This window comes from Aeromicrobium sp. CF4.19, assembly GCF_051262555.1.
Lineage (GTDB): Bacteria > Actinomycetota > Actinomycetes > Propionibacteriales > Nocardioidaceae > Aeromicrobium.
This window is the reverse complement of record NZ_JBIMEU010000001.1, coordinates 543,446-563,780: the sequence shown is the minus strand read 5'-3', so window position 1 is coordinate 563,780 and position 20,335 is coordinate 543,446. Positions and strand designations below refer to the sequence as shown.

Here is a 20,335-nt window from a genome sequence, read left to right as displayed (position 1 = left end):
CCCCAGGCCAAGGACGGCCCGGTCAGCTGGCGACGAGCGGGATGACCTTGGCCAGCTCGGCGCCCTGGAGGTCGCGCTCGACCTCGAGGTCGTAGTCGATCTGGACGTTGATCCAGAACCGGTCGTCGGTGCCCAAGGCCCGGGACAGGCGAAGGGCGGTCTCGGTGGTGATCGAACGCCTGCCACGGACGATCTGGCTGATGCGGGTCTGGGGAAGCCCGGTGGCCTGGGCGAGGCGGTACTGCGAGATCGACAGCGGCTCCAGGAACTCGGTGAGCAGGATCTCGCCGGGAGTGATCGGCTCGTGCGCCGTGGTCATGGCTTGACCCCTTCTCGGTGCCGCGGTTCGCGGGCGACCGGATCACCGTCACTGCTGACGCAACACGATACTATCACCAAACGTCAGTGCTCCCCTGGTTGCGCCGCGTCCTCCCCGACCACGCAGCCTCCGGGTCAGGGGCTCGACGGGGCAGCCGAGCCCGAGGCGTCGCGGCGGCTGCGGCGGCGACGGGCCCGCTCGATGAGCTCGGTCTGGATGTCGTGCTCGCCGCCGTGCCGCGTCCACACGCCATCCTCGCCCAGGTGCCACGACGTCACGGCGTCGTCGCTCATCCGCTCCAGGAGAGCGCCGAGGTCGGCGACGTGCTGCTCGCTGGGGATCTTCACGAGCACCTCCACGCGACGGTCGAGGTTGCGGTGCATGAGGTCGGCCGAGCCGATCCAGGCCTCCGGCTCCCCGCCGCCGGCGAACCAGTACACGCGGCTGTGCTCCAGGAAGCGGCCCAGGACGCTGCGCACGCGGATGTTCTCGCTCAGGCCCGGCACCCCGGGGCGCAGCGAGCAGATGCCACGGATGACCAGGTCCACGGGGACGCCCGCGCGGGAGGCCTCGTAGAGCTTGTCGATGATCATCTCGTCCACGAGCGAGTTCACCTTGAACCGGATGGTCGCCTCGCGGCCCTGCCGATGGTGCTCGATCTCGCGGTCGATGCGTTCCATCAGACCGTCGCGCACCCCGGTGGGCGCCACCATGAGCTGGCGGTAGTCCGCCTCGGGGGCGAAGCCGGAGAGGCTGTTGAACAGCTCCAGCAGGTCACCGGTGATGACCGGGTCGGTGGTGAGCAGGCCCAGGTCCTCGTAGAGGCGGGCGGTCTTGGGGTTGTAGTTGCCGGTTCCCAGGTGGGCGTAGCGGCGCAGCCCGTCCGGCTCGTCGCGGATCACCAGGGCCAGCTTGCAGTGGGTCTTGAGCCCCACCAGGCCGTAGACGACGTGGCAGCCGGCGCGCTCGAGCTTGCGGGCCCAGCGGATGTTGGCCTGCTCGTCGAAGCGGGCCTTGATCTCCACCAGGACCAACACCTGCTTTCCGGACCGGGCGGCGTCGACGAGCGAGTCGATGATGGGGGAGTCGCCCGAGGTGCGGTAGAGGGTCTGCTTGATGGCCAGGACGTGCGGGTCGGCCGCGGCCTGCTCGATGAAGCGCTGCACGCTGGTGGCGAAGGAGTCGTACGGGTGGTGCACCAGGACGTCGCGACGGCGCAGGGCGCGGAACATGTCCGCGGGGCTGGACGTCTCGACCTCGGCCAGGTGCTCGTGGGTGCCGGGCACGAAGGGGTCGAAGCGCAGCTCGGGAAGGTCCAGGTCGGCGACCTCGCCGAGGCTGCGCAGGTCCAGCGGTCCGGGCAGGCGGAAGACCTCGTCGGTGCTGACGCCGAGCTCGGAGACGAGCAGGTCGAGCACCTCCTCGTCGATGCTCTCCTCGACCTCCAGGCGGACCGCCGGGCCGAAGCGTCGCCGCAGGAGCTCCTTCTCCAGCGCCTTCAGGAGGTTCTCCGCGTCGTCCTCCTCGACCTCGAGGTCCTCGTTGCGCGTGACGCGGAAGGTGTGGTGCCCCACGACCTGCATGCCGGGGAAGAGCAGCCCCAGGTGGGCGGCGATGACCTCCTCGACCGGGACGTGGCGACCGGGCGAGACCTCCAGCCACCGATCGATGATCGGGGGGACCTTGACGCGGGCGAAGTGGTCCTTGCCGGTGGCGGGGTTGCGCATCACGGCCGCGAGGTTGAGCGACAGGCCGGAGATGTACGGGAACGGGTGGGCGGGGTCCACGGCCAGCGGCGTGAGGATGGGGAAGATGCGCTCGCGGTACACCTCGCCGAGGTGGGCCTGCTCCTGGGCGGTCAGGCCGTCCCAGTGCACGAGGTCGATGCCGGCGTCGGTGAGCGCGGGCACGATGTCGGCGGCGAACATCTGCGCCTGTCGGCTCATCAGGGCGTGGCTCTGCGCGAGGCTGCGGCTGAGCACGTCGCGCGGGTTGAGCCGGCTGGCCGACGGGACGGCGACGCCGGCCGCGATGCGGCGCTTGAGGCCGGCCACGCGGACCATGAAGAACTCATCGAGGTTGCTGCCGACGATCGACAGGAAGCGCACGCGCTCGAGCAGCGGCAGCGAGGGGTCCTGCGCGAGCTCCAGGACGCGCTCGTTGAAGGCGAGCCAGGACAGCTCGCGGTCGAGGAAGCGGTCGTCGGGAAGCGCGCCCTGCTCCGGGTCGAAGGGCGGGTCCACGTCGAACTCGTCGGGGGAGGCGGGCACCTCCACGGGGGACAGCTCGATCTCTTGGGTCACGGACCCATTCTTCCAGCCACAGGTGAACGATGCCTGAACTCCGCCTGCGACGTGGCCTGCCACGGGCTATGTTGCGCGCATGAGTGAGCGCCAGCAGAGGAACGAGGGACCGTGCGTACGAGCACGCTCCGAGGGTGGATCTCCTGAGGACGTGATCGCATGACCGACTCCAGCACCCCGGTGCTGCGCCTCAATAGCCTGCTGGCCCGCGGCGTGTTCACGGCCCCCGGGCCCGTCCTGCGTCGCTTGGCCGGGCGGCCCGTGGTCGTGGAGGGGCGCACGCTCGACCCGGAGATGCAGCTCATGCTGTGGGTCATGGCGCTCGACGGCCCGCCGGCGGAGTCGATGCCGATCAGCAAGGGACGCCGGTCCGTGCTGTCCAACGCGGTCGTCGCCGGCGGCAATCAGCCGGTCGGTGCGGTCACCGACCGGTCCATCGACGGCCCGGGTGGTCCGCTCGGGCTGCGCTTCTACACACCACGGGGGCTGTCGGGCCGCTCGCCCGCGCTGGTGTTCATCCACGGGGGCGGGTGGATCTACGGCAGCACCGACAGCCACGACGCGCTGTGCCGCTTCCTCGCCGAGGAGGCCCAGGTGCGGGTCGTCTCGGTGGACTACCGCCTCGCGCCGGAGGCTCCCTTCCCGGCGGCGTTCGACGACTGCTGGACGGCGTGGCGCTGGGTCGTGGAGCATGCGGCCGGCCTCGGCATCGACCCGGGCCGCATCGCCGTCGGCGGCGACAGTGCCGGGGGGAACCTCGCCGCGGTGATCGCCCAGGAGGCGGTGCGGACCGGGACGGAGGCCCCGGCGTTCCAGCTGCTGATCTACCCCGCCACGGACTTCGTGGAGAAGGCCTCCAGCCGTGCGACCTACCGGGAGGGCTTCTTCCTGACCCAGGCGTTCATGGACCTGGCCGAGGAGAACTACGTGGCCGCCGACGACGACCGGGCCGACCGCCGACTCTCGCCGCTGCGTCATGACCCGGCCGGGGTGGCCCCGGCCTACGTCGTCACGGCGGGGTTCGACCCGCTGCTGGACGAGGGCCGGGCCTACGCCGAGCGGATGGGCGCGGCGGGCGTCCCGGTGGAGTACGTCCAGGAGGACGGCCTCATCCACGGCTTCGCCAACATGGTCGGCATCGGTCGTTCCGCGCCGCGGGCCATGCGCCGGGCGGCCGCCGCCCTGCAGCGCGGCCTCACCTGAGCGGCGGGTCTACCACTGGGCCGCCGCCACGACTTGCTGTGGGTCGAGGGGCCTTCTCAAGTGGTGGGTCACCTCGAAGCCGGCGGCTGATAAGGTTGCCTTATGACGCTGCTGGATGAGTATCGGGATGCACGGCGCGACGAGGAGGTCGCCAGACTGCGTCGCGCACTCACCCTGCGTGCGATGGTGGCCACCGGCATGACCCAGCGCGAGATCGCCGAAGCCCTCCGCATCACGCAGCCTGCGGTGAGTCAGCAGCTGAAGCTCGCCCGCGACCTCGACCAGGTTCACCCCGAGGTCCTGCTCGAAGCCGCCGCGCCGATCCTCACGTCGCTCGCTGCCGATCATGGTTACGGTCGGCTCGCCGTCTTCGGATCAGTCGCTCGGCATCACGCTCGTCAGGATTCCGACATCGACCTGCTCGTGGAGACGCCCCCGGCGACCTCGTCCTTCGCGTTCGTCCGCTTCAGGCAGCTCCTCGAGCAGGTCCTCGGTCGGGAGGTCGACCTGGTCGACTACGGCGGGCTGAAGCCGCGTCTGGACGATGACATCCGCCGCGAGGCGGTGCTGCTGTGATGGATCACAGAGCAGCCAAGGAGCTGCTGCACATCCAGGGCTGGCTCCGACGGGTCCATGAGATCGTCGCGCGCGGCAAGGATGCCTACCTCGACGACGCATCGTGACCACGTCGCGTCGACGCAGTCTCCTGGCTCGCGCCGAGCGCTGACCTCTGGAGCTCAGGACTCAGGTGGCGTAGAGGACGTCGCGGGCGTGCTCGGCGAAGCCCAGGCGGTGGTAGACGGCGAGGGCGGGGGCGTTGTCACCCTCGACGTAGAGGTCGACGACGCAGACGCCGGACTCCCACAGGTGCCGCACGCCGCGGGCGGTGAGCGCGGTGCCCAGGCCGCCGCCGTGCGCGGACGGGTCGACGCCGACGACGTAGACCTCCCCGACGCCGTCCTCGATCTTGGTCCAGTGGAACCCGACCACCTCGCCGTCGGGCCGGACCGCGACGAACAGCCCCGCGGGGTCGAACCACGGCTCCTCGCGGCGTCGGTCGAAGTCCGCCCGGTCCATGGCGCCCTGCTCGGGGTGGGATGCGAAGGCCTTGGCGTTCACGGCGATGATGCCGTCGGCGTCGGCCTCCTCGAAGGCGCGGATGCGCAGGTCGGGCAGCTCGCGCTCCGGCTCCGGGGCGTCGCTCAGGCCCAGGCGCAGGACGAGCAGGGTGCGCACGGGCTCGGCGCCGACGGTGGCGGCGAGCGCCTGTGCACCGGGCAGGTCGCCGTGGGCCCAGAAGTGGGTCGCGCCCGCGTCGACTGCACGCTCCCACAGGGCCCGGCCGAGGCCCTGGCGACGGTGCCCGGGGTGCACGACGAGCTCGGTGGGGGAGTCGGCGAAGCCGAGGGCCACGCCGGCGAGGACGTCGTCCACCAGCACCCGCTCGTGGACGCTCGGTGCGTCCCCGGAGCGCAAGGAGATCTGGGTCGCCTCGTTGAGGGGGGCGACGGCGTCGGTGTCACGGGCCGCTGCACTGAGCGCGAGAAGCTCTTCCATGCCCCCATCATGCCGACCGGCCCGAGACGGGTGCCGAGAGCAACCGAACGGCCAGGCCCACGGTGCGCGTCGGTGCGTGAGCAACCGAATCAGCGGTCATTGGGTTGCTGGGGCACCAATGCGGGCTGGGGGAGTGGTCATGGGGTTGCTGAGACACCGATACGGGTCGGGCGAGGGCTAGCGGGGGTGGTCCTCGAGCAGGCGGCGCAGCTGGTGCCCGACCTCGGCGGCGACGGCCTTCGCCAGGGCGTCGGGGGAGTCGCCCGCCGGCTCGGGCACGAGGTGGTGCACCGTGCCCAGCTCGTGCAGGTCGATGGCGGAGACCCGCTGCTGCTCGGCCATCTCGGGGGCGTGGTCGACGTCGCCGTGCACGATGGCGCTGGCCCCCTCCGGCGGCAGCGGCGACAGCCACGCGTTCTCGGTGGCCACCACGACGTCGGCCGGCAGCATGGCCAGCGCCCCGCCACCGCAGCCCTGCCCGAGCAGGACGGAGACGGTGGGCACCCGCATCGTCGCCATCGAGCTGATGCAGCGGGCGATCTCCCCGGCGATGGCGCCCTCCTCGGCCTCGGGGGAGAGCTCCGCGCCCGGGGTGTCGATGACTGAGACGAGCGGCAGGCCCAGCTCGTCGGCCAGGCGCATCCCCCGACGTGCCTCGCGCAGGGCGCCCGGGCCCATCGGCGAGGAGGGAGTCTGCTTGGTGCGGTCCTGCCCGATGAGGACGCACGCGACGCCGTCGAGCCGCGTGAGCGCCACGAGCATCGCGCTGTCACGTTCGCCCTCGTCGGTGCCCTGCAGGCGGATGGTGGCGTCGCTGCCGTGCCGCAGGACGTCACGCACGCCGGCTCGACCCTCCTGGCGGGTCACCTCGATGGACTCCCACGGCGTGCGCTGCCGCTCGACGGCGCCGGTGCGGCGCTCGCGGGTGGGCTCGGCCGTCTGGTCGCGCAGCAGGCCGATGGCCCGGTCGACGACGTACGGCAGCTCATCGGGCAGCACGACGGCGTCGATGATGCCGCGGTGCGCGAGGTTCTCGCTCACCTGGATGCCGGGCGGGAAGGGGCGGCCCTCGAGCAGCTCGTAGACCTTGGGTCCGAGGAAGCCGATGAGCGCGCCGGGCTCGGCCACGGTGATGTGGCCCAGCGAGCCCCAGGACGCGAAGACCCCGCCGGTGGTGGGGTGGCGCAGGTGCACGAGGTAGGGCAGGCCGGCGGCGCGGTGGTCCATGATCGCGCGGGAGATGTCCACCATGTGCACGAAGGCGGGCGTGCCCTCCTGCATCCGGGTGCCGCCGGACGCGGTGGACGCGAGCAGGGGCAGCCCCTCCGCGGTGGCGCGGCGGACCGCGGAGACGATGCGGGTGGCCGCGGCCCGGCCGATCGACCCGGCGAGGAAGCCGAACTCGTTGAGCAGGACGGCCACGGGCCGGCCCTTCACCAGGCCACGTCCGGTGACCACGGACTCGTCGACGCCGGAACGCTCGGCGGCCTTGGCCAGCGCCCGCTGGTAGTCCGCCGGCTGGTCGGAGATGTCGATGGGCTCGTCCCAGGACTCGAAGGAGCCGGCGTCGAGAACCAGCTCGATGAGGTCGTGTGCGGTGAGAGGGTCGCTCATCGCTGTCCTTCCACCGGGTGCTCGGGGTGCTCTGGCAGGCCCAACGTACCGAGGGTCGGGTGCTCGGCGGCCAGGCGGACTGGCCTCGTGCCCCGCGGCGCTACCGTGGCCGCGTGGAGAACGGCGACGCGATGAGCGATCACTGCTGCTCGCCCCACCGTGACGGTGGCGGCGCGACCCCGGGCCCTGCGGCGCCCGACCCGACGCCCGCCACCGACGGGCGGCTCCCCGGTCTGGTCGACGTCCCGGGCGGGGTCTTCCTGATGGGCAGCGACGACGCCCTCGCCTACCCTGCCGACGGCGAGGGGCCCGTGCGCGAGGTGGGTGTGGACGCGTTCTCCATCGCCGCGACGGCGGTCACCAACGAGCAGTTCGCCCGCTTCGTCGACGCCACCGGTCACGTCACCGACGCCGAGCAGTTCGGCGACTCCCTCGTGTTCGTCGGTCTCCTCGCGCCGGACGCCCCACCGACGCGAGCCGTGGCGGCCGCGCCGTGGTGGCGCCAGGTGCCGGGGGCGAGCTGGCGGGCGCCCGAGGGGCCGGGCAGCACCGTGGAGGGTCGGGAGGACCACCCCGTCGTGCACGTGTCGCACCGCGACGCGGTGGCCTGCGCTGCCTGGGCCGGCGGCCGCCTGCCCACCGAGCCGGAGTGGGAGCTCGCGGCGCGCGGGGGCCTCGTGCAGCAGCCCTACCCGTGGGGGTCCGAGCGGGAACCGGGCGGCGTCGCCCGCATGAAGACCTTCGCGGGGACGTTCCCGGGCGGACCGAGCGAGCCCGTCGGCACCGCTCCGGTCGACGCCTACGAGCCCAACGGGTTCGGACTGTCCAACACCACCGGCAACGTGTGGGAGTGGACGAGCGGCAGCTTCACCGCCGGCGACCCCCGGTTCACGCTGCGCGGTGGCTCCTACCTGTGCCACGACTCCTACTGCCGCCGCTACCGGGTGTCGGCGCGCACCGGCAACACCGCGGACACCTCCCTGGGGCACACCGGCTTCCGGCTCGTGCGGGCCTGAGCCCTCGGGCAGGCGTCAGTCGGGGTCGTTGATCGGCACGATCCGTCCGGTATGCAGGGCCGCCCAGAAGTCACCGCGCACGTACTTCGTCGGGTCCACCGGCAGGTGCTCCCAGGACGTCGCCACTCCGTGGGCGAGAGCCTGCTGGACGTAGCGCCGACGTTCCTGGCTCTCGCGCACCTCGGCCTCGAGCGTCGCGAAGTCGTAGCGACGCTCGATCTCGGCCCGCAGCTCGGCGAGAACGCTGCTGGAGGCCGGGTCGTCGACGAGGTTCACGAGCTCGTCGGGGTCAGCGACGACGTCGAAGAGCAGGTCCGGGTCGGTGGGACAGACGATCAGCTTGTGCGGACCGCGCACGAGGGTGATCTGCGGGGCGACGACCCCCTCGGCCAGGTACTCGATGATGGCCTCGTTCGGTCCCTCGTCACCGCCGTCGGCGAGGGTGACCAGGCTCGAGCCGGCGCCGGGGCGCGCCTCGCCGTCGGCGAGCTCGACGAGCGTGGGGGCGAGGTCGACCAGGGAGACGGTGTTGTCGACCCGTCGGGGGGTGAACCGCCCCGGGGCGTTGATGATGAGCGGCACGCGGGAGGACTGCTCGAACGGCGACATCTTGTACCAGAGCCCCCGCTCTCCCAGCATGTCGCCGTGGTCGGCGGTGACGATGATGACGGTGCTCTCGCGCAGGCCGAGCTCCTCCAGGCGGTCGACGATCTTGCCGACCTGGTCGTCGACGTAGCTGACGCAGGCGTAGTAGGCGCGGCGGGCGTGCTGCACCTCCTGCGCCGTCGGGGTCCGCTCGTCGAGGCCGCACAGCGTGAGCAGGCGGCGGCTGTGCGGGTCGAGGTCGTCCGGGTCCATCGTCGCGATCCGCGGTGCGTCGATCTCGACGTCGTCGTAGCGGCGCCAGTGCTCCAGGGGAGGCTCGTAGGGGTCGTGCGGGTGGATGAAGGAGGAGACGAGCAGGAACGGCTGGTCGTCGCGAGCCCTGACCCGGTCGTTGAGGAAGCGCAGCGTGCGGAAGATGACGTCGTCGTCGAAGTCGCGCTGCACCGTCGCCGTGCTCACGCCGGCGCCGAACACGCTCTCGGCCTCGTGGTACCACTGCAGCCGTTCGCCCTCGGGCAGGTCCCAGTCCGGCACCATGTCGAGGTCGGCGGGGTAGACGTCGGTGGTGAGGCGTTCCTCGAAGCCGTGCAGCTGGTCGGGACCGATGAAGTGCATCCGGCCGACGAGCGAGGTGTAGTAGCCGGCGGTGCGCAGCTGGTGGGCGAACGTCGGCACCGACGCAGCGAAGTCGGCGGCGTTGTCGTACCCGCCGATGGTGGACGGCAGCTCCCCGGTCATCATCGACGCCCGCGAGGGGGCGCACAGCGGCGAGTTGCAGTAGGCCCGGTCGAACACGACGCCCTCGTCGGCCAGGGCGTCCATGTGCGGGGACTGCACGGTGGAGTTCCCGTAGGCACCCAGGGCGTTGGCGGCCAGCTGGTCAGCCTGGATGACGACGATGTTCGGGCGGTCGGTTCCGGTCGCGGACGTCACGGGGTGTCTCCTGGCCATCGGGGTACGGGCAAGCCTGCACTCCCTGATCTACCAGTCGCGCCTCAGGATCCGCCACCCCGGGGCGTGCGGCGCGGGCCTCAGGCGCGGGCGCCCGGCCCGGGCACGGAGTGCTCCTCGGTGCGCTGGGCGTCGGCCGCGGCGTCGTCCTTGGTGGCCACGAAGCGGTACCCCACGTTGCGGACGGTGCCGATGAGGGTCTCGTGGTCCGTGCCGAGCTTGGCGCGCAGCCGGCGCACGTGGACGTCGACGGTTCGGGTGCCGCCGAAGTAGTCATAGCCCCACACCTCCTGCAGCAGCTGCTGGCGCGTGAAGACACGGCCGGGGTGCTGCGCGAGGAACTTGACCAGCTCGAACTCCTTGAAGGTGAGGTCGAGTGAGCGCTTCTCCAGGCGGGCGGTGTAGGTGGCCTCGTCGATGGTCAGCCCGCTGGAGGAGATGACCTGCGTGTCCTCCGCTCCGGCGACGCCGGCGGCGATGCGACCGATGCCCAGCCGGAGCCGGGCCTCGAGCTCGGCGGGACCGGCCGTGGTGAGGATGACGTCGTCCATGCCCCAGTCGGAGGCGGCGACGGCCAGCCCGCCCTCGGTGAGGATGAGGATGAGGGGGCACTCCACCCCCGTGGTGCGGATGACGCGCGTCAGGCTGCGCACCTGGGCGAGGTCGAGGCGGCCGTCGACGAGGACGGCGTCGGCCTGGGGCGCGTCGATGAGCGCGCTGGCCTCGGCGGGCAGGATCTTGACCGTGTGCGGGAGCAGTGCGAGGGCGGGCAGCACCTCGACCGATGACTGGGTGCTCCGGCTCAACAGCAACAGGTGGGACACAGGTCCTCCAGGTCCTACAGAAAGAGGCCCGGTGGATGTCACCGTGGCCTCGTTGCGTGCACCACAATACGTCATGTGTCTCCCAGGTCTCCATCAGATGTCGAGAATGCGAACCACGTCACAGTCCGTTACTGGGCTGCGGCGCGCGCGGCCGCGGGGGTGGAGCACGATCTCGTCGACGTGTCCGACCCGGCCGCGCGCACCCTCGCCGCGGTGCTGGACGAGGTGGTCCGACGTCGGCCCGGTGACCGCCGTTTCTCCGACGTCGTGGACATCTGCTCGGTGCTGGTGGGGGAGGTTCCCGTCGGGGCGCGGCCGCACGAGGACGTGACCCTGGCGCCCGGGGACGTCGTGGAGCTGCTGCCACCGTTCGCGGGAGGCTGACCCACCCGCGAGCCGGCACCTGACATCATTTCGACATGTCACGGATCCCGGCCTCGCTGTTCTCCACGGCGTTGCTGGGGTTGGTGGTGCTGGCGGCGCTCACCGAGGTCTCGGTGCTGGTGGCGGCGCCCGTCCTGCTCGTGCAGGGCCTGCTGGCGGCGGCACCGAGCCCTCCGGACGCCCAGGGGCGTGCCCACGGAGGTCCCCGGTTCTGGCCGGCGCTTCTGGCGGGACTCGTGGCGACGGTGCTGGTGACGTGGCCGGGCCTGCTCGCGGGGCCGGAGGGGATGCGCGCCGGGCGCGAGGCGTTGGTGAGCAACGGGGTCATCTCCGGCATCATCCCGGCGGTGGCCGTGGCCGTGCTGGCGGCGCTGGTGGCGCAGATGCTGCGCCGCGACGGACGCCCGCACCTGGTGGCCTCCACGGGGCATGCGGCCACCCTCGGCGTGTTCGCCGCCCTGGCCGCGTGCTGGATCTCCGCGACCAGGGCCTCGCTGGGCGCAGAGGTGGTGATCGTCGCCGCCGTGGGCATCGCGGCGGCCCTGCTGGTGTGGGCGCTGCCGCTGGATCGCTTCGTCAGTGCGGGGCTGGCGCTGGTGGCGGGCGGCCTGGCGGCCGCGGGTGCCGGTGCCGTGCTCGACGGCCTGACGACGTGGCTGTTCGGCCTGGTGCTCGGCATGACGGCCTCGATCTTCGCGATCCTCGGCCAGGTGCTGGGCCGGGCATGGTCGGCCGGCCGCATCCATGCTTCCCAGGGCTGGGGCTTCCCCGGTGCCCTGGCGGTGACGTTGCCCGCGCCGGTGGTGCACGTGTGCGGCCAGCTGCTCGGCCTGCCCGGTCTCTGACGATCGGGTCGGGTGCTGGTCAGCCGGCGCGGGGTTGTCGTGGTCTGGTGCGGGCGGGCCGGGGTGTGAGCCGCCGGTTGATCTGGTGTGTGCCGGGGTCGATGGTGAAGTGGCCGGCGTGGACCAGTGAGTGGCATCTCGGGCAGAGGCCGATGAGGTTGGCGAGGTCGGTGGGGCCGCCGTTCGACCAGTAGACGACGTGGTGGATGTGGACGACGGGTCCGCGGCAGCCGGGGCCGGCGCAGAGGTCGTCCTGGCGGTGTCTGACGGCTCGGCGTTGTGCGGTGGTGCAGAGGCGGACGGCGCGTCCGACGTCCAGGACGGCGTGCTTGCCGCTGGTGAGGATGGGGGTGAGGTCGCTCTCGCAGAGCATCTGCTGCAGCTGTGCGGGGCCGATGGCGCCGAATCCGGCGAGGTGGCCGGTGGTGGTGTCGGGGTTGTCTGCGAGGTCGGTGAGGTCGACGGTGAGGTCGACGTGGGGGCGCACGCCCCTGTCGCGGGGCAGTCCGGAGGCGAGCACGTCGCTGAGGAGCTGGTCCAGGGCGGTGATGCGTCGCTCGCTGGTGGGTCGGTCGTCCTCGGCGCAGGTGGGCGCGGAGAGGGTGTCGAGCACGGTGGCGAACTTCGCTCCGGTGGAGGCGGGCAGGAACCCGGTGAGGTGGAAGCCGTCGCCGACGGGGCTGAGGTGGACGTCGTGCTTGTTCATGCCGCGTTGCCAGCGGTCGTCGAGGTCGTCGGGGTAGGTGATGTTGCGCAGCTCGCGGGTGGCGGCGCGTAGCTGTTGGGGTTCGGCGGCGGAGGCGAGCTGGAGCATCCAGTCCTGGGCGTCGATGACGATGCCGGCCTTGATGTGCTTGAGCGCGTAGCCGAAGGAGTCGACGTGCTCGAGGCTGATCGTCCCTGCGTCGGCTGCGGCGGCCACGTCGGGAAGGTCGGTGACGGTGCGTCCGGCCCGGATCAGGCGGTGGGCGTCGGCGGCGTCGAGGTGGAGCTGGTCGCGCAGCCAGTTCTTGACGCTGGAACACCCTTCGGCCTCGTGCTCGCCACGCTCGCTCATCTCGCGCACGAGCCAGACCTGCGCGGCCTGGACGGCGTTGACGGTGCGCTGCAAGGCGCGCAGGGCCTCGGTGGAGGGCGGGAAGGCATCGAGCAGGGCTGCGGTCTCCCGCAGCTCCTGGGCCACCTCCTGCGTCATCATCCATCTAGTATACAGAACAGATGAGCGATTTCAAGAGGTTCGGCCCTGCACTGAGTGACTTTCTCGGGCCTGTCGATGGATCCGGAGACCATGCCTGCTCCCCAGTGCGCCGCACCCCGACCACTCCCGGCAGAGCTCGAGCCGGGACCGAGTGCCAGGTGTGGTGTGGGCGTCGGCGGTAGCCTGAGGGAGTGTCCGGTCTGATCGTCCTGCTGCTCGCCCTCGCCCTGGCGGCCGTCGTGGCGCTGGTCTGGAAGCGCAGCAACGGACGCTTCCGCGACGCCGACGAGCCGCAGCAGGATGATGACCGCGAGGTCCTGAGCACCGAGGAGATCGGTGCCGACCTCGGCGACCGCGTCACCCTCGTGCAGTTCTCCACCAGCTTCTGCAGCCCCTGCCGCGCCACTCGGGCACTGCTCGCCGACGTCGTCTCCCGGCGCCCGGACGTCGCGCACGTGGAGATCGACGCCGAGTCCCACCTGGACCTCGTCCGCCGGCTCGACGTCCGCCGCACGCCCACCGTCGTCGTCCTCGACGCCACGGGCACGATCGTCGGCCGAGCCTCGGGCCTGCCGAGCCGCGAGCAGGTCGAGACCGTGCTCGACGGCGTCCCCGCCCGCTGACCGTCCTTGCACTGACACCCTCGCTCCAGGCCGGGCGTGGATGCTCACGCGTGCCACGGGCGCTTTACGCCAAGACGTGGTCCGTGAGCCGCCACTCGCCTATGCTGCGTGGGGCCGCCACGCACTCGATCGAGATCTATGGGGGAATTCCTCGCAATGATGATGGAACTGCGAGATGTACGGATCGGTGTGATCGGGCTCGGCTACGTGGGGCTGCCACTGGCGGCCTCGTTCTCCGCAAAGTTCGATGTGGTCGGGTTCGACATCAACGAGTCCCGCGTGGCGGAGCTGAACCGAGGCCATGACCGGACCAGGGAGCTCTCGGACCACGAGCTCGCTGCCGCACGGCGCCTGACCTTCACGACCGATCCGGAGCAGCTGGCCTCGGTGAACGTCTTCATCGTCACGACGCCCACGCCGATCGACGCGCACAAGAAGCCGGACATGGGATCAGTCCTCGCGGCGACCCGGACGGTCGGAGCGGCGCTGCAGCCGGGGGACGTCGTCATCTACGAGTCGACCGTCTATCCGGGGGCGACGGAGGAGGACTGCGTTCCCCTCCTGGAGCAGGTGAGTGGCCTCGTTCTCGATGAGGACTTCTTCGTGGGGTACAGCCCCGAGCGCATCAACCCGGGCGACAAGGAGCACCGCTTCGAGACGATCTGCAAGGTGACTTCTGGCTCGACGCCGGAGGCTGCGGCATTCGTCGACTCCCTCTACCGTGAGGTCGTCACGGCGGGCACCCACTGCGCGCCGTCGATCAAGGTGGCTGAGGCCGCCAAGGTCATCGAGAACACCCAGCGTGACGTGAACATCGCCTTGATCAACGAGCTGGCGATGGTGTTCAACCGGTTGGGCATTGACACGCACGACGTCCTGGCCGCCGCCGGCACCAAGTGGAACTTCCTGAACTTCAAGCCCGGCCTGGTGGGCGGTCACTGCATCGGTGTGGACCCGTACTACCTGACGCACAAGGCCCAGGAGGTCGGCTACCACCCAGAGGTGATCCTCGCGGGCCGCCGCCTGAACGACTCGATGGGCGAGTACGTCGCGTACCAGCTCGTCCGGGAGATGCTCCGACGTGGCATCGACACACGAGGTGCCCGGGTGCTGATTCTCGGCCTCACGTTCAAGGAGAACACCCCGGACCTGCGCAATACGCGGATCGTCGACATCGTCGCGGAGCTCACCGAGTTCGGTCTGAAGGTCGACGTCCACGACCCCTGGGTTGACGCTGACGAGGCCCTCGAGGAGTACGGGATCGAGACCGTATCGGATCCGGAGTCAAGCGCCTACGCTGCGGTTGTCCTGGCCGTCGCCCATCAGGAGTTCCGTGACCTAGGCTCAGAAGGACTACGGGCGTTCGGTGTCGACGGCGACCACGTGCTCTATGACCTCAAGGGAATCGTTCCGAAGGAGCAGTCCGATGCTCGGCTCTAGGGCATGGTTCGCCTGCTCATGATCCCGACGAGCTAGGCACTGCCATGAGTGCACGCCTCGGATCGAGGCTCCGCCGGATGGCCCGGCACCCGGTCGTCGGAGCCTCAGGGCTGAGAGTCCTCGGCACCTTGCTGGGTGTCGTCGCGAGCGTGATCATCGCTCGCCTCGGGGGCGCCGAGGTCAAAGGAATCGCCAGTGCCTACGCAGCCGCCAACGCCCTTGCCTTCCTCGTCGTCAACTTAGATCTCGCTCAACAGGTCCTTAAGGATGGTCGACGTCGAGCTGACCTGAGGTCAGTACCGCGGAGGATCGTTCGGCTCTGGCCACTTTACGCCGCTCTGGCTGGGGTGGTGATGCTGCTCGGCTTCGTGCTCGGGGGTGGGGTGGCGTGGCTTGCAGCCGGCACATTCGCGTTCTTGGTCGGAGCGCAGCTTGGCATGATCTCCAATGCTCTTGCCGGCCCGATGATTGCTGCTTGGGGAGCAGTGCTCCAGCAGGTTGGCATGGCCATCGGGGCAGCGATCGTGGCACTGACGTACGGTCTCGATACTGACAGTGTCAGAGCGATCATCATCCTCTCCTACCTCGTGCCGATGCCGCTCTTCGCGTGGGCTGTGCTCAAGAAGAGCGTCCCCCCGGCCGTGGAGCCTGTGCTTCCCCCACAGGGTCTCGATCGACTGGTACGAGGGGGACTAACGTGGCAGCCCGCTCGACTCGCGCAGTTCGTCATGATGCGTGCTGACACGTTGCTGGTCTTCGCTTGGCTCGGGCCGGCGGCTGCCGGCGTCTACTCGGTCGGACTCGCAACAGCCACCTTGGCAGGGCTCGTCCCGGCCCAGTTCGCTGCCGTCACCACCTACTCAGCCACGATGAGCTTGGGCGGGTCCGCACGGACGAACGCCGTGCGAGCGCTCTACACGGGAGCCGGAGCTAGTGTCGTCCTCGTTGCCGTGGGGTATCCGCTGATCCTTGTGGCCTATGGTGCCGAGTTCAGCGAGGCCTACGGAGTGCTCGTCGTCTCGTCGGTGGGTGTGACCGGCTATGGGGTGCTCCAGGTCTTGACCGCGCACGCACGGATTGTCTCGGGTCCACAGATCATCACCATGTCCAGCATGGCTGGCGCCAGCGCGATGCTGATTTCGCTCGCAGCGCTCGTGCCGACCTTCGGCCTGCTGGGTGCAGCTGCGGCCTCCTCGCTCGGTCCCTGCGTGGCGGTGGCTGTCGCTGCTGCACTATTGAGGCGGAAACGGGCCTTCGGTACCGGGACGCCAGGGGACCGGGACCTCTGAGGCGAACCTGACCACCTCATCGACCGTCGGGAGCCTGATGACCTTTGACGCCGTCGATTGTGCGAGTGCCTCGACGATCGCTTCATAACTGCGGTCGTGGAGAAACGTCTGGATCTCGTCGGCACTCGTTGTTTCGTTGAAGCGGGCTGATGACCGACCTGGGCGAAGAAAGTTGGCGACACAGTCGCCCCGGGGTACGTCCAACCAGATGAAGATGTCTATCGAAGCGGACAGCATCCTGACTGCCCAACGGAGAAGTACGTCGCTACCACGACGACGCCGTGTTCCATAGAGCCCGACGAACAGGGCATGCAGCGGGCCTTCATCGAAGAATGTCGGAGTGGTTCGGCCGGCCTTGGCTGATAGGTACCGTCTCGTCACGGAGGCGACTCTCCGCAGCTCCGGGCCCGAACTGGCACCCCGCATGATGAAAAGCACGTAGAGCACTGAGTGGACCCACGGAGCGCGCAGAAACAGGGCCATCGTCGGAGGCAAGAGGCGAGACTGGTTGTACGCGTTGCTCCACTCAGTCTGTGTGGAAGATGCCGTTTCGATCTCGATGCGTTGGATCGCGGTGGACTTGCCGGCTCCGGGAAGTCCGAGGAGCTCGACAATCGGACTGCCACTCGAAGCGCGCTTCATCCAGAACGCTTCAGGAGCCAGATGGTGTTGGTGCCGAGACGATGTCGGCGGCTCAAGCGATTCAAGTTGTAGGACTCAATTCGCTCAGCGATGGAGTCAGAGAATCCGTAAACGTGCGAGTCTGAGTGAGGCAGGACCCCCAGAGAGTGGGACTTTACGACGTGGAATCCACGTTCGCGAAGTGGCTGGAGAAGCTCGCGGTTGAGGGCCCCGGGCGCGGCGGAACCGCGTGTACGTCGCACGACGTAGGACGGTGACCAGAAGTTCCGATGATTGTTCAGCAGCAAATGACCACCAGGGCGGACTGCGCGCGCGACTGCTTTGAAGCCTTCGTCTCTCAGCGCTTGGTCGGCATTGGGAAAGAACCGGAATGCACTGACAAGATCGATTGATCCATCCGGTACCTCTCGATGAAGATCTTTAATGTCGCAGTGGGTGAACTCCGCGCTCAAGACTCGCGTTCGAGCGACATCGAGCATCGAGCGAGAAACGTCGACGCCCGTAATCTGCGCGCCCGGGAACACATCGCTGAGCAGGGAGGTGATGCGACCTGTGCCGCAAGCGATATCGAGCACACGGTCCACAGAAACGTTCTCAAGCAACTTCGCGATCGCTTGTGATTCAAGTTCGGTCAGCAAGGCGCGGACGGCAAGCAAATCGAAATTGTGATCGTAGTCCGTCCCGCGGCCGACGTGACTCGCGGTGTAGTCGTCGGCCTGGCGGTCGGGAGTTCGCCGGAAGATTGCCTTCATCGGATCGTCCTAAACTTTCCGTGTCTTGACGATTTTCGCTGGGTTGCCTACGACCGTTGCCCCGGGTGGAACATCCTTCGCGACAACGGATCCAGCTCCTACGGCCGCTCCGCGGCCGATGGTCACACCAGGGAGAACCGTCACACGTCCGCCGATGAACGCATCCTCCTCGACGCGGATGGGCCTGTGAACGGACCGCATGTCGCGAAAAGACCCGTGATCTGGAGGGACTGGATGGTCTCCGGTGACGAAGTAGCAGTCTGGCCCCATGGTGACGTGCGGCCCGATGTGGACTTCACCGCTGAGAATCGAGCGTTCTCCTACGCCGCCGTGCGGCCCGATGGTGACGCGCCAACTGAGGCGGGCCTTCCGATTGATGGTGGCCGTCTTGTCGACGGATGCGCAGAAGCCCCTCGCGCAGAGGACCCGGAGACGCTTCCCGGTGCGGAGCCAGCTCGGAAGGTGGCTGACGAATAGGGCGTAGGCAAGCCAAGCTATGAGAGGTTTGGGCGCCGGGATCGTTCGCTTCGAGTTCAAAGAGGTCGCTCCGATCATCTCTTCGCGCCACATGCGCGACGCTTCCGTGGATGTTGTGACCCTGCCCTGTCCGGGTAGTTCAAGGAGGTGGCACCGCAGTAGCTCCTGCGCCACTTCCGTCGGGTCGGCTAGGTCGCACGTATGGACGTGGGTAGGAAAATCTCCTCGGAGTTCTTCCAGTCCGGCATTCTGTCCACCTACGACATGGCAGCCGCTGGATATCGCTTGGAGTGCAAGGTTCGGCGATCCCTCGGAAGGAGAAGTGTTCAGCAGACACCGCACCTGTGTGAGGAGAGAGGCCGGCTTCTCGATCCAGCCAGCGGATTGGATGTTCGGCAGGGTCGAGTCCACCGCTGCGCCGATGACTGTGAAGCTTAGCTCGGGGCAATGAGCTGCGACCTCGTGGAGAACCGGAGCGTCTCGCGGGGTCCCGCTCCGCGCGTACCAAAGCACCCCTAGGCGGGACGTCTCCGTGCCAGCATGTGGCGGGTCGACATCGACGCCATTGGGCAGCAGCCTCGTCTCGATCGCGATGCTCGGGAAGAACTCGCTGAAGTCGTTGAGTAGGTGGCGGGCGGGAGCGATCAAAAGTTTCCCGCGTCCCCATGTTCCAATTTGTACCAGCAAGCGACCGCGGCTAGATGAGGCGCGGGCCTCCGGCTCACTTCTGAAGGTCTCACTTCCACCACCGGTGAGTCGAACGACGTGTCGTGCGCGGATGATATTGGCGGCCATCGACGCGGCCACTGTGGCAGAGCCGAACTGGAGCGACACGACCGTCGCGGGCCTGGAGCAAAGAACCTGCAGAAACGCGGCGACCACGAACGTCAGCTGCCCAAGCCGCGGCGCCTTGGAGAGAGCAGCGCTGGACCCAACTCTGTGGACCGTCAGGGGCAGGTGGGGGTCGACGTACCGTTTCGGCTGACCGGGAAGTGCTTGGGTGACGACTTGAACACGTTCACTCGATGCCGCGAGCTCAGAAAGAACTGTCCGAAGTTGCCGCTCGGCCCCTCCCTCGCGCGGCCAGAAACTTCCTGACACCAACGTCACGACCGGTCTCTTCATACCGTTTCCTTCCTGGGGACTGCCAGCGCAAGAATGGCCCACGTTGCTGGGGCGAGCTCGATCGACTGAACCATCTGGGAGACGACGACGACGATGACTGACGCGAGCGCGAGAGTCCCGGCGCGGAGGCTCCGGAGGGCGGAATGCGCCGCTATGACGAGAGCCGCGATCCAGAGCACTGCGCCGACGATCCCGGTGGCAGCTGCGAATCCGAGGATGGAATTGTGGGTGGATCGCTCTACAACAAGGCCCTCGCTCACCCGAAGAGTGCCGGAGCCGATGAACGGACTGGCGAGAAAGTCCCGCCACGCCACTCCGTATAGATCGGTCCTGCCTGACAGTGACAGGGTGTCGTTGGAGAGAGTCGAGACGACATCTTGCTGCAGACCCGCGAGTGCCAGTGCGGTCACTCCGAGTGCTGCCGTGATGAGCGTGCCGACACGGTCAAGGCGTCTCGATACGACCAGTGCTCCGGCAAGGAGCAAGGCGGCCAGTCCGGCGATCCCCTGATCTGAGCCCGACCGGAGAATCGCGATCGGCACCGCGACAACCCCGGCTCCCATCGCTAGCGTGGCGAGGGGAGTGACTCTCCTCAACATGTACGCCACCATGGGAGGCGCAAAGATCAGCAGGCCGAACACCATTCGGTTCGGGTTACCTGAGATCCCTTCAAGACGCAGGCCGGTTGGGTCCACCGAGCCTAGAACGATGCTCGCGGCGACGAACAAGAGACCGACGATCGCGAAGGGCGGCACCCAGTCGCTCTCTTTGTGTCGACAAGCTAGAGCCAAGATGAGTGCACCCGCACTCGCGGCGACGGCGCGGGCGACGTCCACCTCCGCTTCTAGCAGCAGTCGGAATCCCAACCAGCCGAGTGTTGTTGTCAGTAGGGCGCCCCACAAGCCGACAGTTCGCCGATTCGCGACGCTGTCGATAGCTGCGACTGCACCGCCCAAGACCAGGAGGTAGGAGCCGGCGAGAACTGCCGGTCCGAATTGCGAAGAGGTGAGCGTCGCCCCGACCCCTACCGCCAGGACGACTTGGGGGCACCGCAAAGCAGCCACGACCGTTCCAACGCTCGCCGCTACCGCCCCGGCGAGGGTGGGGCTGACAACGGCCACGAGGCCTGCGACGATGCCAGCCGGGATGGTGGCGAGGGAGGTTAGC

The 20,335-nt window shown here is 68.9% G+C and carries 18 protein-coding genes; 8 read left to right on the top strand and 10 right to left on the bottom strand.

Going from position 1 to position 20,335, the window contains the following annotated elements:
- Positions 1-22 precede the first annotated feature (22 nt).
- Positions 23-319, bottom strand: a complete 297-nt coding sequence (locus tag ACHAAC_RS02810; RefSeq protein ID WP_435714411.1) for a HigA family addiction module antitoxin — start codon at positions 317-319, stop codon at positions 23-25.
- Between the two features lie 134 nt (positions 320-453).
- Positions 454-2,562, bottom strand: coding sequence for an RNA degradosome polyphosphate kinase (locus ACHAAC_RS02805; RefSeq protein ID WP_435714768.1), 2,109 nt, complete (start codon positions 2,560-2,562; stop codon positions 454-456).
- Positions 2,563-2,781: 219 nt separating this feature from the next.
- Here ACHAAC_RS02805 and ACHAAC_RS02800 point away from each other — a divergent pair, with 219 nt between their 5' ends.
- Together ACHAAC_RS02800 and ACHAAC_RS02795 are read left to right on the top strand one after the other, a co-directional pair.
- Positions 2,782-3,825: an alpha/beta hydrolase gene (locus ACHAAC_RS02800; protein WP_435714410.1), complete on the top strand. Its 1,044-nt coding sequence runs from the start codon at positions 2,782-2,784 to the stop codon at positions 3,823-3,825.
- A gap of 102 nt (positions 3,826-3,927) precedes the next feature.
- Positions 3,928-4,401: a nucleotidyltransferase domain-containing protein gene (locus tag ACHAAC_RS02795; RefSeq protein WP_435714409.1), complete on the top strand. Its 474-nt coding sequence runs from the start codon at positions 3,928-3,930 to the stop codon at positions 4,399-4,401.
- A gap of 168 nt (positions 4,402-4,569) precedes the next feature.
- On the opposite strand, the gene mshD is transcribed toward ACHAAC_RS02795, so the two are convergent.
- A complete protein-coding gene (gene mshD, locus ACHAAC_RS02790; protein ID WP_435714408.1) occupies positions 4,570-5,382 on the bottom strand; it encodes a mycothiol synthase in 813 nt (270 codons plus the stop codon).
- 177 nt (positions 5,383-5,559) lie between these two features.
- Positions 5,560-6,996, bottom strand: a complete 1,437-nt coding sequence (locus ACHAAC_RS02785) for a carboxyl transferase domain-containing protein (protein WP_435714407.1) — start codon at positions 6,994-6,996, stop codon at positions 5,560-5,562.
- Positions 6,997-7,109: 113 nt separating this feature from the next.
- Between ACHAAC_RS02785 and ACHAAC_RS02780 the strand changes: the two genes are divergently transcribed.
- Positions 7,110-8,012, top strand: a complete 903-nt coding sequence (locus tag ACHAAC_RS02780) for a formylglycine-generating enzyme family protein (protein WP_435714406.1) — start codon at positions 7,110-7,112, stop codon at positions 8,010-8,012.
- Positions 8,013-8,027: 15 nt separating this feature from the next.
- Here ACHAAC_RS02780 and betC read toward each other — a convergent pair whose 3' ends face one another.
- Both betC and ACHAAC_RS02770 read right to left on the bottom strand, forming a co-directional pair.
- Positions 8,028-9,551, bottom strand: coding sequence for a choline-sulfatase (betC, locus tag ACHAAC_RS02775; protein WP_435714405.1), 1,524 nt, complete (start codon positions 9,549-9,551; stop codon positions 8,028-8,030).
- Positions 9,552-9,649: 98 nt separating this feature from the next.
- Entirely contained in the window at positions 9,650-10,393 is a 744-nt protein-coding gene (locus tag ACHAAC_RS02770) for a winged helix-turn-helix transcriptional regulator (protein ID WP_435714404.1), read from the bottom strand.
- On the opposite strand from ACHAAC_RS02770, the gene ACHAAC_RS02765 reads away from it, so the two are divergent.
- Together ACHAAC_RS02765 and ACHAAC_RS02760 are read left to right on the top strand one after the other, a co-directional pair.
- Positions 10,385-10,777, top strand: coding sequence for a MoaD/ThiS family protein (locus ACHAAC_RS02765; RefSeq protein WP_435714403.1), 393 nt, complete (start codon positions 10,385-10,387; stop codon positions 10,775-10,777). The genes ACHAAC_RS02770 and ACHAAC_RS02765 overlap by 9 nt on opposite strands.
- A 35-nt stretch (positions 10,778-10,812) precedes the next feature.
- A complete protein-coding gene (locus ACHAAC_RS02760) occupies positions 10,813-11,622 on the top strand; it encodes a hypothetical protein (RefSeq protein ID WP_435714402.1) in 810 nt (269 codons plus the stop codon).
- Positions 11,623-11,641: 19 nt separating this feature from the next.
- Here the strand turns inward: ACHAAC_RS02760 and ACHAAC_RS02755 are convergent, their stop codons facing one another.
- Positions 11,642-12,820 carry a DUF222 domain-containing protein gene (locus tag ACHAAC_RS02755; protein WP_435714401.1) on the bottom strand — a complete coding sequence of 393 codons (1,179 nt, stop codon included), beginning with the start codon at positions 12,818-12,820 and terminating at the stop codon, positions 11,642-11,644.
- Positions 12,821-13,011: 191 nt separating this feature from the next.
- Here ACHAAC_RS02755 and ACHAAC_RS02750 point away from each other — a divergent pair, with 191 nt between their 5' ends.
- The 3 genes from ACHAAC_RS02750 (at position 13,012) to ACHAAC_RS02740 (ending at position 16,172) form a co-directional block, all read left to right on the top strand.
- A complete protein-coding gene (locus ACHAAC_RS02750) occupies positions 13,012-13,443 on the top strand; it encodes a TlpA family protein disulfide reductase (protein WP_435714400.1) in 432 nt (143 codons plus the stop codon).
- 156 nt (positions 13,444-13,599) lie between these two features.
- Positions 13,600-14,883 carry a Vi polysaccharide biosynthesis UDP-N-acetylglucosamine C-6 dehydrogenase TviB gene (gene tviB, locus ACHAAC_RS02745; RefSeq protein ID WP_435714399.1) on the top strand — a complete coding sequence of 428 codons (1,284 nt, stop codon included), beginning with the start codon at positions 13,600-13,602 and terminating at the stop codon, positions 14,881-14,883.
- A 44-nt stretch (positions 14,884-14,927) separates the two neighbouring features.
- A complete protein-coding gene (locus ACHAAC_RS02740; protein WP_435714398.1) occupies positions 14,928-16,172 on the top strand; it encodes a lipopolysaccharide biosynthesis protein in 1,245 nt (414 codons plus the stop codon).
- 638 nt (positions 16,173-16,810) lie between these two features.
- On the opposite strand, the gene ACHAAC_RS02735 is transcribed toward ACHAAC_RS02740, so the two are convergent.
- Genes ACHAAC_RS02735 through ACHAAC_RS02725 form a run of 3 tightly spaced genes read right to left on the bottom strand, consistent with a single transcriptional unit; the run spans position 16,811 to position 20,289 of the window.
- Positions 16,811-17,566: a class I SAM-dependent DNA methyltransferase gene (locus ACHAAC_RS02735; protein WP_435714397.1), complete on the bottom strand. Its 756-nt coding sequence runs from the start codon at positions 17,564-17,566 to the stop codon at positions 16,811-16,813.
- Between the two features lie 9 nt (positions 17,567-17,575).
- Entirely contained in the window at positions 17,576-19,168 is a 1,593-nt protein-coding gene (locus tag ACHAAC_RS02730; RefSeq protein WP_435714396.1) for a DapH/DapD/GlmU-related protein, read from the bottom strand.
- The gene (locus ACHAAC_RS02725; RefSeq protein WP_435714395.1) at positions 19,165-20,289 is read right to left on the bottom strand and encodes an O-antigen ligase family protein; all 1,125 of its coding nucleotides are present in this window, start codon (positions 20,287-20,289) and stop codon (positions 19,165-19,167) included. Before ACHAAC_RS02725 ends, ACHAAC_RS02730 begins: the two co-directional genes overlap by 4 nt.
- Positions 20,290-20,335: the final 46 nt, after the last annotated feature.